This is a genomic window from Pseudomonas sp. TWR3-1-1 (assembly GCF_049896545.1).
In the GTDB taxonomy this organism is placed as follows: Bacteria; Pseudomonadota; Gammaproteobacteria; order Pseudomonadales; family Pseudomonadaceae; genus Aquipseudomonas; species Aquipseudomonas weihenstephanensis.
Window position 1 is genome coordinate 928851 of the sequence record NZ_JAFCUO010000001.1, and the last position, 12254, is coordinate 941104.

8 protein-coding genes are annotated in these 12254 nt (G+C 57.5%); 6 read left to right on the forward strand and 2 right to left on the reverse strand.

What is annotated here, in order from left to right; genetic code table 11:
* Positions 1–41 precede the first annotated feature (41 nt).
* Positions 42–1970 (reverse strand): transglycosylase SLT domain-containing protein, encoded by a 1929-nt coding sequence (locus ACP7A4_RS04470; protein ID WP_048398755.1) that lies wholly within the window; start codon positions 1968–1970, stop codon positions 42–44.
* A gap of 216 nt (positions 1971–2186) precedes the next feature.
* On the opposite strand from ACP7A4_RS04470, the gene ACP7A4_RS04475 reads away from it, so the two are divergent.
* Positions 2187–4100, forward strand: a complete 1914-nt coding sequence (locus ACP7A4_RS04475; protein WP_426245706.1) for an ATP-binding cassette domain-containing protein — start codon at positions 2187–2189, stop codon at positions 4098–4100.
* A 75-nt stretch (positions 4101–4175) separates the two neighbouring features.
* Here ACP7A4_RS04475 and ACP7A4_RS04480 read toward each other — a convergent pair whose 3' ends face one another.
* The gene (locus ACP7A4_RS04480; RefSeq protein WP_426245708.1) at positions 4176–4631 is read right to left on the reverse strand and encodes a universal stress protein; all 456 of its coding nucleotides are present in this window, start codon (positions 4629–4631) and stop codon (positions 4176–4178) included.
* A gap of 106 nt (positions 4632–4737) precedes the next feature.
* On the opposite strand from ACP7A4_RS04480, the gene ACP7A4_RS04485 reads away from it, so the two are divergent.
* The 5 genes from ACP7A4_RS04485 to topA all read left to right on the forward strand — a co-directional run bounded on the left by ACP7A4_RS04485 (position 4738) and on the right by topA (position 12002).
* Positions 4738–5175 (forward strand): hypothetical protein, encoded by a 438-nt coding sequence (locus tag ACP7A4_RS04485; RefSeq protein ID WP_048365155.1) that lies wholly within the window; start codon positions 4738–4740, stop codon positions 5173–5175.
* A gap of 413 nt (positions 5176–5588) precedes the next feature.
* Positions 5589–7736 (forward strand): fatty acid oxidation complex subunit alpha FadB, encoded by a 2148-nt coding sequence (fadB, locus tag ACP7A4_RS04490; protein WP_059761644.1) that lies wholly within the window; start codon positions 5589–5591, stop codon positions 7734–7736.
* A gap of 27 nt (positions 7737–7763) precedes the next feature.
* Positions 7764–8939, forward strand: coding sequence for an acetyl-CoA C-acyltransferase FadA (gene fadA / locus ACP7A4_RS04495; RefSeq protein WP_048365157.1), 1176 nt, complete (start codon positions 7764–7766; stop codon positions 8937–8939).
* An 87-nt stretch (positions 8940–9026) separates the two neighbouring features.
* Positions 9027–9263 (forward strand): DUF1653 domain-containing protein, encoded by a 237-nt coding sequence (locus ACP7A4_RS04500; protein WP_059761645.1) that lies wholly within the window; start codon positions 9027–9029, stop codon positions 9261–9263.
* A 114-nt stretch (positions 9264–9377) separates the two neighbouring features.
* A complete protein-coding gene (gene topA, locus ACP7A4_RS04505) occupies positions 9378–12002 on the forward strand; it encodes a type I DNA topoisomerase (protein ID WP_426245711.1) in 2625 nt (874 codons plus the stop codon).
* Positions 12003–12254 lie beyond the last annotated feature (252 nt).

Sequence of the window (12254 nt, forward strand, 5' to 3'; positions counted from 1 at the left end):
GCGCTCGTAAAGTCATTCAACCGCACTCATAGGGTTTACGATCACTGATCGTCAAAATAGCGCTCGTGCCAGTCCACCAGTGGCTGTGGCACGTTGAGCTTCTGGCCGTAGATCACCGAGTAAGACAGCACGTTTTGCACGTATTGGCGGGTTTCATCGAATGGAATGCTTTCAATCCACACGTCAAAGCCCAGGTGGTTTGCGCCGCGCAGCCATTGGCGAACGCGCCCCGGCCCTGCGTTGTATGCCGCTGAAGCCAATACGCGGTTACCGTTGAACTGGCCGTGTACCTGGCTCAGGTAAGCCGCGCCCAACTGGATGTTTTTGTCCGGGTTTAGCACTTGTTGCGGTGAGGCCAGCGGGATGCTGAATTTTTTGGCGGTCTCTTTGGCAGTGGCGGGCATTAATTGCATCAGGCCACTGGCGCCCACGCCTGAGCGGGCATCATCCATGAAGGCGCTTTCCTGGCGAGTGATGGCAAACACCCAACTGGAGTGCAAACCACGCACCTTGGCCTCGCGCACCAGCGTGTCGCGGTGAGCCATCGGGAAACGGATGTCCAGATCGTCCCAATACTTGGCCTGGCTGATGGTGCGAATCGCCGGGAAGTACCACTTCAGGTCATAGGCCAACTTGGCCTGGGCCACCATTTCGTCACGGTTGAAGTGGCGGCTGACGTGATACCACTCACGTCGGCCATCCACGATTTGGCCGCGGTCATGGAACTCCAGCGCGCGCTGTACGCCCGGGGTATTGCGCACTTTGTTGATCAGTTGCGGGCTGAGTACCAGCGGTTTGTTGTTGAGCTGGTAGGGGGTTTGTGCCCGATCTGCAGCCAGAAAACCGTAGAAATCACGCTCGCGGGCCACGCTCTTGAACAGTACCTGCGCTTGCGGGTTTTTTGGTTCGGCCAGTTCCAGGCTGCGGGCCTGCCAGTAGCGCCAGCGATTGCTGGTGGCCAGGTCTTCGGGGAGTTTGCGGGTCAACTGGTAGGCATCTTCCCAGCGTGCCAACCGCAACAGCAGACGCAGGCGCCATTCGGTGACGGTGTTGTCACGCAGCTCGGGGTCGTATTGGGTCATGATGTCCAGGCCACGGCTGTCGTAGCGGCGGGCGAACGTCAGGCCAATTTCGCGCGCGATGGCGACTTTTTCGTCCCGCGAGAAATGCATGTTGGTGGCGTAGGTGTCGAGCAGTGCCGCGGCCTTTTCCGGGTCTTGGCGTGCCAGGCGGCGCAGTCCCAGGCCGACAGCGTCAGACATGGCTTCACTGGCTGGCGTAAAGCGCGAAGGCTGGCTCAGGAGGTCAGGCTTTTGCGCCACTTCAATCATCAGCCGGGCTTGCGGGCCCAGGGTGTTGAGGCCATTGGCCAATGTGTTGGCCAGCCCGTAATTGCGCGCTTCGGCCGCCAGTTTCACGCGCTGCCAGCGTTTTTGCTCGGTTAATTGGCCTTCGGCCGCCCATTGGCTGAACAACGCGTCGCATGCCGCCGGTTGGGCTTTGCCCACCAGCCACAGTTTTTCGGCGCTGGCATAGCCTTCTGCTTTTTGGTTATGGGCGAGCTGGTACTGGCCGTTGAGGCAGTCGAGTTCGGTGAAGTTGAGCTTGGAGTCGTAATACTTGGCAAACGTCGCCCAGTCACCGCGTTCGGCCAGCCAGCGCAGCCAACGCAGTTTCATCCAGTTGGCTTGAGGCAGATCGCCGTGTTGGGCCAGGAACTGTTCGATTTCGACATTGCTGGCGCCTTTAAGGCGGGCCGTCAGCTCGTCATAGGCCAGATAAGGCGTCAGCGGGTAGCTGCGCAGGGCGTCGGCATTGCGAAAGTAGGGGCCGGAGTCGCCTTTGGCCAAGGCGCGCTTGGCCTCGTCGTACAGTTGGCGTTGTTGAGTCAAGTCTGCGGCCTGTGCGGCTTGCACGGCGCAGCTGGTGAGAAGCAGGCAGGATAAAAAGTTGAAGAGACGACTGCGCATGTGGCTTCCGTACAGATAAAAAACGTGGCAAGTGCAGGGGGCGCCCGGCACTGATAGCGTCGTAGCTTAGCCTTTTGCCAGGCGCGCGTGAAAGCCTTGCCGGTCAATCGGCGAAACTTGCTACTAAATGGAGGCAAGCGGGGCCTGAACAATAAATAGCCGGCCGCCTTGGGGCGCAAATCAGGTAGAATGCGCGCCCAGTTTTTGGAGAAACTCATGACCCTGCTCAAATTCAGCGATGTGTCCCTTGCTTTCGGCTCTACGCCGTTGTTGGACAAGGTGTCCTGGCAGATCGCCCGTGGAGAGCGGGTGTGCATCATCGGCCGCAACGGCACCGGCAAGTCCAGCATGATGAAGCTGGTAAAAGGTGATCAAAAGCCCGACGACGGCTCTGTTTGGCGCGCACCCGGCCTCAAGATTGGCGAATTGCCGCAAGAGTTGCCGGTAGCCGACGGGCGGACTGTGTTCGACGTGGTCGCCGAAGGTCTGGACGGTGTGGGTGAGCTGCTTGCTCAGTACCATCACCTGAGCCAGAACATCGTGACCGATGCCGACCTGGACAAACTGATGCACGTCCAGCAAGACCTCGAAGCCCGTGACGGCTGGCGCTTGCAGCAATTGGTAGACAGCACCCTGAGCCGTCTGCAACTGCCTGCTGACAAGACCCTCGCTGAGTTGTCCGGCGGCTGGCGTCGTCGTGTTCTGTTGGCGCAAGCACTGGTTTCCGAACCGGATCTGCTGCTGCTCGACGAACCGACCAACCACTTGGACATCGGCGCAATCGCCTGGCTGGAAGAGGCCCTCAAGGACTTCCAGGGCGCGGTTCTGTTTATTACCCACGACCGTTCATTCCTGCAAAATCTGGCCACCCGGATTCTGGAGCTGGACCGTGGCGGCCTGATCGACTGGAACGGCGACTACGCCAGCTTCCTGGTCCACAAAGAAGCCACTCTGGCGGCTGAAGAAACGGCCAACGCGCTGTTCGACAAGCGTCTGGCGCAAGAAGAAGTGTGGATTCGCCAAGGCATCAAGGCGCGCCGTACCCGTAACGAAGGCCGTGTTCGCGCCCTCAAGGCGCTGCGTGTTGAACGCAGCGAGCGTCGTGAACGCACCGGTAAGGCCAACATTCTGCTGGATACGGCTGACAAGTCCGGCAAGCAAGTGATGGTCCTCGAAAACGTCAGCTTTGCGCACCCCGACGGTCCGTTCCTGATCAAGGACTTCTCGATGGTGTTGCAGCGCGGCGACCGCATCGGTCTGCTGGGCGCCAACGGTACGGGCAAAACCACACTGCTGAAGCTGATGCTCAGCGGTTTGCAGCCTACCAGCGGCAAGATTGAGGAAGGCACGCGCATTGACGTGGCTTACTTCGACCAGTTGCGTCACCAGTTGGACCTGGAAAAAACCGTCATCGACAACGTGGCCGAAGGCCGCGATTTTATCGACATTGACGGTCAGAGCCGCCACGTCCTCAGCTACCTGGGTGACTTCCTGTTCAGCCCGCAGCGTGCCCGCACGCCGGTCAAGGCGCTGTCGGGTGGTGAGCGTGCACGTCTGTTGCTGGCCAAACTGTTCAGCAAACCGGCGAACTTGCTGGTACTCGATGAGCCAACCAACGACCTTGACGTCGAAACGCTTGAGCTGCTGGAAGAGGTATTGCTGACCTTCCAGGGCACTGTGTTGATGGTCAGTCACGACCGGGCATTCCTCGACAACGTGGTGACCAGCACCTTGGTCTTTGAAGGTGAAGGCAAGGTTCGCGAATACGTGGGCGGTTATCAGGACTGGCTGCGTCAAGGCGGCTCGCCGCGTCTGTTGGGCGTGACCGAGAGCAAGTCGGGCAAGGCGGACTTGAACTCGGCGGTGGTCACTCCGGCAGCGGCGCCAGCAGCAGCGGCACCTGCACCGGCGAAAAAGAAGCTGAGCTACAAGTTGCAGCGCGAGCTGGAAGCGTTGCCAGGCCAAATCGATGCTAAAGAGCAGGCGATTGCTGGCGTGGAGGCAGAAATGGCTGACACGGCGTTCTATCAGCGTCCAGTGGCTGAAACGGCGCAAGTGATTGCCAAGCTTGAAGCCTTGCAGGCTGAGCTTGAGCACTTGGTTGAGCGTTGGGCTGAGCTGGATGCCTGATTGAGCGGTTGCTGAACTGAAAAAGCCCGGCCTTTCTCTTCGAGGGGCCGGGCTTTTTTGTGGTTGGGCGCTGCCTTAATTCGTTTGTTTCAGGGTCACGGCCAAGACATCGCAGGGCGCATCATGCAACACGTCGTTAGCGGTGGAACCCAGTAGCAGCGCCAAACCGTGGCGGCCGTGGCTACCGACCACGATCAAGTCGCAGCCGTTTTCTTTGGCAAAGCCGTGGATTTCATGGCGCGGCTGGCCATATTGGAGCTTGCAGTTGTCTTTGGACAGTTGCGGGTACATGCCGATCAGGCGTTCCAGAAGCTGATTGGCTTGCTCAAACTGCTGTTGCTGCAACTGGGACAGGTCCATTGGCACATCGCCGCCGAAGGCCATGGCCATGGGTTCAACGATATGAATCAGTGACAGCTTGGCGCCATTGGCTGCCGCACTGGCGCTGGCCCGATAGATCACCGGGTCGCATTCGTCAGTCAGGTCGACAGCAACCAAAATATGCGAGTAGGGCTTGGGTGGTGTGGGCATGTGGTGCGCTCCTGTAAAGGGTCATTGAGAGTGAGTATGGCTCTTTTGCACAGCCTGGGTTCACGTCAGGGTTAACGCGTTAATTAAAGCTAATGAGAGTACACATATGACGGTATGGATAGTGGTGTCAATTCTGGCACTGGTTTTGAGCCCGCTGGCGTGGCTGCGACCTTCGCGCCGCCAGAGTGGGCGCATGGCCTTGCGCATGGAGGCCCGACGCATGGGGCTTGCCATGCAACTGACCCCTCAAGAATGGCCGCACTGGCTTGAGCCTGAACCGCCGGGTTCATGCGCACAATTTCATCGTCCGCGTCGCAGCACTAAGCCTGATGTGTGGTGCTATTGGCAATCTGCGCCGCGAATGTGGGTCAATCAATGGCGTGAAGAATGCGTCGATGAGCGCCTGCTGGCGCAATTTCGAAAGCTGCCTGCGAACGTCTACAAGGTCGAGGCCAGCACCCAAATGATCGCGTTGTATTGGGGTGAGAAGGGTGAGCCTGAGGTGTTGGTCGCCATAGACGAAACACTTAAAGCATTGGCGTAGCCGTTGCTGCGGGCGCCGTACGATTACTCAGCGCCCGTGAACCGAATGACGGTGGGGCAGCCTCAAACATGAGCTTGAAGGGGTTTGCGACGGCCTCGGCGCCGGACACCGGCGTGCATGATGCGTTAAAGGCTACAGTTGCAGACGATCCGGCATTTAGACGCAAGGTCGTTTTGTCATCGTTGTTTTGGACAATTGACAATCGATCGCTTTTCCGTGAAGGTGTCGACACCCAAATCAAACGGGCGTATGAATCGAGCGTTTGCCATGCAGGCAGCGTTTGCATAACCCCGAATATCGCGTCGGCGGGTGTGCCAGGTGGATTGGCGTGAGCATTGACGGTGTCGTCATTGCCAGCCAGACGCTAGCGTGCGACGTGTACTGTTCAGCTTCCATATCCTGGAGATCAGTTGATGATTTACGAAGGTAAAGCCATCACGGTTACGGCTCTTGAAAGTGGCATCGTCGAACTGAAGTTCGACCTCAAGGGTGAGTCCGTCAACAAGTTCAACCGTCTAACCCTGAACGAATTGCGTCAGGCGGTAGATGCGATCAAGGCAGATGCTTCGGTCAAGGGCGTTATTGTTTCCAGCGGCAAAGACGTGTTCATCGTCGGCGCGGACATCACCGAATTCGTCGAAAACTTCAAGCTGCCGGATGCCGAGCTGATCGCGGGCAACCTGCAAGCCAACAAAATCTTCAGTGACTTCGAAGACCTCAACGTTCCAACTGTAGCGGCTATTAACGGCATTGCACTGGGCGGTGGTCTGGAAATGTGCCTGGCAGCGGACTTCCGCGTCATGGCCGACAGCGCCAAAATCGGCCTGCCAGAAGTCAAGCTGGGCATCTACCCAGGCTTTGGCGGCACCGTGCGTCTGCCGCGCCTGATTGGCGTTGATAACGCTGTTGAGTGGATTGCCTCGGGCAAAGAAAATCGTGCTGAAGATGCGCTGAAAGTCAGTGCCGTTGATGCGGTGGTTGCACCGGCACAATTGGCAGCAGCTGCGCTGGACCTGATCAAGCGTGCTATCAGTGGCGAGCTGGACTACAAGGCCAAGCGTCAGCCGAAACTTGAAAAGCTCAAGCTGAACGCAATCGAACAAATGATGGCATTTGAAACCGCCAAAGGTTTCGTGGCTGGTCAAGCCGGCCCGAACTACCCGGCCCCGGTTGAAGCCATCAAAACCATCCAGAAAGCGGCGAACTTCGGTCGCGACAAGGCGCTGGAAGTGGAAGCTGCCGGTTTTGCCAAATTGGCCAAAACCTCCGCTTCGCAATGCCTGATCGGGCTGTTCCTCAACGATCAGGAACTGAAGAAAAAAGCCAAGATCTACGACAAGATCGCCAAAGACGTGAAGCAGGCTGCCGTGCTCGGCGCAGGCATCATGGGCGGCGGTATTGCCTATCAGTCGGCCTCCAAAGGTACGCCGATCCTGATGAAAGACATCAACGAGCACGGTATCGAGCAGGGCCTGGCGGAAGCCGCCAAGCTGCTGGTTGGCCGCGTTGATAAAGGTCGTATGACCCCGGCGAAAATGGCTGAAGTGCTCAACGGGATTCGTCCTACGTTGTCGTACGGTGATTTCGGTCACGTCGACCTGGTGGTTGAAGCCGTTGTCGAGAACCCGAAGGTCAAGCAAGCGGTATTGGCTGAAGTGGAAAACCACGTCAAGGACGATGCAATCCTGGCGTCCAACACCTCGACCATTTCCATCAGCCTGTTGGCCAAAGCCCTCAAGCGCCCGGAAAACTTCGTAGGGATGCACTTCTTCAATCCGGTGCACATGATGCCGCTGGTGGAAGTGATTCGTGGCGAGAAGTCCAGCGATCTGGCGGTTGCAACCACGGTTGCTTATGCCAAGAAAATGGGCAAAAACCCGATTGTGGTTAACGATTGCCCAGGTTTTCTGGTCAACCGCGTACTGTTCCCGTACTTCGGCGGTTTCGCCAAGCTGGTGAGTGCAGGCGTTGATTTTGTGCGCATCGACAAAGTCATGGAAAAATTCGGCTGGCCAATGGGCCCGGCGTACCTGATGGACGTGGTCGGCATCGACACCGGTCACCACGGGCGTGATGTGATGGCTGAAGGCTTCCCGGACCGTATGAAAGATGATCGTCGCTCAGCGATCGACGCGCTGTACGAAGCCAAGCGTCTGGGCCAGAAAAACGGTAAGGGTTTCTATGCTTACGAGGCTGACAAGCGCGGCAAGCAGAAGAAAGTGGTGGATTCGAGCGTACTTGAAGTGCTCAAGCCGATCGTTTACGAACAGCGCGAAGTGACTGACGAAGACATCATCAACTGGATGATGATCCCGCTGTGCCTCGAAACCGTACGCTGCCTTGAAGACGGCATCGTAGAAACCGCAGCCGAGGCCGACATGGGCCTGGTCTACGGCATCGGTTTCCCTCCATTCCGTGGCGGCGCCCTGCGCTACATCGACTCGGTCGGTGTAGCAGAGTTCGTGGCCCTGGCTGATCAGTACGCTGAATTGGGCGCGCTGTACCACCCGACGGCGAAGCTGCGTGAAATGGCTAAAAACGGCCAGAGCTTCTTCGGTTAAGCGCCCCATTAGAGTGAGAGTGAAATTATGAGCTTGAATCCTAGAGACGTGGTGATTGTAGACTTCGGTCGCACCCCGATGGGCCGCTCCAAGGGTGGCATGCACCGCAACACCCGTGCTGAAGATATGTCTGCGCACCTGATCAGCAAAGTGCTGGAGCGCAACAGCAAGGTTGATCCGGGCGAAGTGGAAGACGTGATCTGGGGCTGCGTTAACCAGACCCTGGAGCAGGGCTGGAACATCGCGCGCATGGCGTCGTTGATGACCCAGATCCCGCACACCTCGGCCGCGCAAACCGTGAGCCGCCTGTGCGGCTCCTCGATGAGCGCCTTGCACACGGCAGCGCAAGCGATCATGACCGGTAACGGTGACGTTTTCGTGGTCGGCGGCGTCGAGCATATGGGTCACGTGAGCATGATGCATGGCGTTGACCCAAACCCGCACATGTCGCTGTACGCTGCCAAAGCCTCGGGCATGATGGGTTTGACCGCAGAAATGCTGGGCAAAATGCATGGCATCACTCGCGAGCAGCAAGACGCTTTCGGTGTTCGTTCGCATCAACTCGCCCACAAGGCGACGATTGAAGGCAAGTTCAAAGACGAAATCATCCCGATGCAGGGCTACGATGAGAACGGCTTCCTGAAAACCTTCGATTACGATGAGACCATTCGTCCGGAAACGACGATGGAAAGTCTGGCGGCGTTGAAACCTGCGTTCAACCCTAAAGGCGGCACCGTGACGGCGGGTACGTCGTCGCAGATCACTGATGGTGCTTCGTGCATGATCGTGATGTCCGCTCAGCGTGCAAAAGACCTGGGTCTTGAGCCGCTGGCCGTCATTCGTTCGATGGCTGTTGCAGGTGTGGACCCGGCAATCATGGGCTATGGTCCTGTACCGGCGACACAAAAAGCATTGAAGCGCGCAGGTCTGAGCATGGCCGATATCGACTTCATTGAGCTCAACGAAGCCTTCGCTGCACAGGCCCTGCCAGTGCTGAAAGATTTGAAAGTGCTCGACAAGATGAATGAGAAGGTTAACCTGCACGGCGGTGCCATCGCCTTGGGCCATCCATTTGGATGCTCGGGAGCGCGTATCTCCGGTACGTTGCTCAATGTGATGAAGCAAAATGGCGGTACCTTCGGGTTGTCCACCATGTGCATTGGCCTTGGCCAGGGCATTGCAACTGTCTTCGAACGCGTCTAAGCGTTACGTTGATAGAAGCCGGGGCCAAGTGCCCCGGTTTTTGTTTTTTAGGTGTTTTTATTTTTTTTATTTGCAAGGTGCCGCAACATGCCGCTACAACCTGGGCTCTATCAGCATTACAAAGGGCCGCAGTATCGGGTATTCAATGTGGCTCGCCATTCTGAAACCGAAGAGGACGTGGTCTTCTATCAGGCCCTGTATGGTGAATGCGGTTTTTGGGTACGCCCGCTGAGCATGTTTTTGCAGACGGTCACGGTAGACGGCACACAAGTGCCGCGCTTTGCCTTGATTCAGGCTGAAACGAGCCTTTTTTCCCGGCCATAAGGCGACGTCGCGCAGCACCCTGCGCTTGACCTCATCTTGTTGCCACTATATATAGCGGTGCCGCGTCAGGCGCGAACCGCCTTTCACTTCTAGAATTCAGGAACTTTCTGATCCATGGGCAAATCGCTGGTCATTGTGGAATCCCCGGCTAAGGCCAAGACCATCAACAAGTACTTGGGTAACGAGTACGTGGTGAAGTCGAGTATCGGCCATATCCGAGACCTGCCCACCAGCGGTTCGGCTAGCGCCAGCAAAGAACCTGCTGCCAAGCGCGGTAAGGCTGCGGCGGGCGAAGCGCCGGCCCTGTCGCCGAAAGAGAAGGCTCAAAAGCAGCTGATCTCGCGCATGGGCGTCGATCCCGAGCATGGCTGGAAAGCCAAGTACGAGATCCTTCCTGGCAAGGAAAAGGTCATCGAAGAGCTGCGCCGGCTCGCCAAGGATGCTGACACCATCTATCTCGCAACCGACTTGGATCGCGAGGGGGAAGCCATTGCATGGCACCTGCGCGAAGCCATCGGTGGGGACGACAGCCGCTACAAGCGCGTGGTGTTCAACGAAATCACCAAAAAAGCGATTCAGGAAGCCTTCTCCAAGCCGGGTGAACTGGACATCAATCGGGTAAATGCCCAGCAGGCACGTCGTTTCCTCGACCGCGTGGTGGGTTACATGGTGTCGCCGCTGTTGTGGGCAAAAATTGCCCGTGGCTTGTCGGCGGGTCGTGTGCAGTCGGTGGCCGTGAAGCTGGTCGTGGAGCGAGAGCGCGAGATTCGTGCGTTCAACCCAGAAGAGTACTGGGAAGTTCACGCAGACCTCGGCACCGCCAAGGGTGCAAAAGTACGCTTTGACGTCGCGCGTGAAAAAGGCGAAGCGTTCAAGCCGCTGAACGAAACCCAGGCCATGGCCGCGCTGGAGAAGCTCAAGGCTTCCAGCTACACCATCGTCAAGCGCGAAGACAAGCCGACCAGCAGCAAGCCGTCGGCACCTTTCATTACCTCCACCCTGCAACAGGCCGCGAGCAACCGCTTGGGCTTCGGGGTGAAGAAAACCATGATGATGGCTCAGCGTCTGTATGAAGCGGGCTACATCACGTACATGCGTACCGACTCCACCAACTTGTCGGCTGATGCGGTCGAGATGGCACGCACCTACATTGAAGGTGAATTTGGCGCGTCCTACCTGCCGCCTGCACCGAACGTGTACAGCAGCAAGGAGGGCGCACAAGAGGCTCACGAAGCCATTCGTCCCTCTGACGTAAACATGCACCCGAGCAAGCTGTCGGGCATGGAGCGCGACGCTGAGCGCCTTTACGAGCTGATCTGGCGCCAATTCGTGGCCTGCCAGATGCTGCCGGCCAAGTACCTGTCGACCACGGTCAGCGTTGCAGCCGGTGATTTCGAGCTGCGTGCCAAAGGCCGCATCCTCAAGTTCGACGGTTATACCCGCGTGATGCCGCAAATCACCAAGCCGGGTGACGACGTATTGCCTGACATGGCGCAGGGCGATGTGCTCAAGTTGATCAATATTGATCCGACTCAACACTTCACCAAGCCACCGGCGCGTTACTCCGAAGCCAGTTTGGTCAAAGAGATGGAAAAACGCGGTATCGGTCGTCCTTCGACCTACGCCGCGATTATCTCGACCATTCAGGACCGTGGTTATGTGGCCTTGCACAACCGCCGTTTTTACTCCGAAAAAATGGGCGATATCGTTACCGAGCGGTTGTCTGAAAGTTTTTCTGACCTGATGGACTACGGTTTCACCGCCGGCATGGAAGAAAACCTCGACGACGTGGCGCACGGTGAGCGTGACTGGAAAAACGTGCTGGACGAGTTCTACGGCAGCTTCAAGAAGAAACTTGAAATCGCCGCAGACCCGGACAGTGGCATGCGTGCCAATCAGCCGGTCATGACCGATATTCCGTGTAAAGAATGCGGACGTCCGATGCAGATTCGTACCGCATCGACGGGCGTGTTCCTGGGGTGTTCGGGCTACAGCCTGCCGCCTAAAGAGCGTTGCAAGGCGACGGTCAACCTGGTGCCGGGTGATGAAATCGCCGCTGATGACGAGGGTGAGTCCGAGTCGTTGGTGTTGCTGGGCAAGCACCGCTGCCCGATTTGCAGCACCGCGATGGACGCTTACTTGCTGGATGAGAAGCACAAGCTGCACATCTGCGGTAACAACCCGGATTGCGCGGGTTATGAAATCGAAGAGGGCAGCTATCGCATCAAAGGCTACGAAGGTCCGAGCCTTGAATGTGACAAATGCGGCAGCGAGATGCAGCTCAAGACGGGTCGTTTCGGCAAGTTCTTCGGTTGCACCAATGCGGAGTGCAAAAACACCCGCAAATTGCTCAAAAGCGGTGAAGCGGCGCCGCCCAAGATGGACCCGGTGAAAATGCCGGAACTCAAGTGCGAGAAGGTGAATGACACCTACATCTTGCGTGACGGTGCTTCTGGTCTGTTCTTGGCGGCCAGCCAGTTCCCTAAAAATCGTGAGACCCGTGCCCCGTTGGTGATCGAAATTGTGCCGCACAAGGACGAAATCGATCCTAAGTACCACTTCCTGTGTGATGCGCCGAAGAAAGACCCCGACGGTCGCCCGGCAGTGATCCGCTACAGTCGCAAAACCAAAGAGCAGTACGTGCAGACTGAAGTGGATGGCAAGCCGACAGGGTGGCGTGCGTTCTACGATGGCAAGAGCTGGAAGGTTGAAGACAAGCGTAAAGAAAAAGACGCTTGATCTGAGCTGAACGCAGAGTAAAAAACCGCGCAAGGTCTGCAAGACTTGCGCGGTTTTTTTATGCAGCGCTTCAGCGGTTGGCGTAGAGACTTTATTGCCAGCGAAGCATCGCGGGTGAAAAACATGTAGCCGCTGACGAGTAGCACGAGGCAGCGTGCGGGCGCGCAGCGGTCTTAAAACCATCCAACCCTGTGCGTCAGTTACACCGCAGTCATTACGTCACGGCCATTTTGTGCCCGATCGCTGCTCATG

Bases quoted from the DNA above. Each gene is read 5' to 3' on its own strand.
- ACP7A4_RS04470 (WP_048398755.1), bottom strand. From the start codon at position 1,970: ATGCGCAGTCGTCTCTTCAACTTTTTATCCTGCCTGCTTCTCACCAGC.
- ACP7A4_RS04475 (WP_426245706.1), top strand. From the start codon at position 2,187: ATGACCCTGCTCAAATTCAGCGATGTGTCCCTTGCTTTCGGCTCTACG.
- ACP7A4_RS04480 (WP_426245708.1), bottom strand. From the start codon at position 4,631: ATGCCCACACCACCCAAGCCCTACTCGCATATTTTGGTTGCTGTCGAC.
- ACP7A4_RS04485 (WP_048365155.1), top strand. From the start codon at position 4,738: ATGACGGTATGGATAGTGGTGTCAATTCTGGCACTGGTTTTGAGCCCG.
- fadB (WP_059761644.1), top strand. From the start codon at position 5,589: ATGATTTACGAAGGTAAAGCCATCACGGTTACGGCTCTTGAAAGTGGC.
- fadA (WP_048365157.1), top strand. From the start codon at position 7,764: ATGAGCTTGAATCCTAGAGACGTGGTGATTGTAGACTTCGGTCGCACC.
- ACP7A4_RS04500 (WP_059761645.1), top strand. From the start codon at position 9,027: ATGCCGCTACAACCTGGGCTCTATCAGCATTACAAAGGGCCGCAGTAT.
- topA (WP_426245711.1), top strand. From the start codon at position 9,378: ATGGGCAAATCGCTGGTCATTGTGGAATCCCCGGCTAAGGCCAAGACC.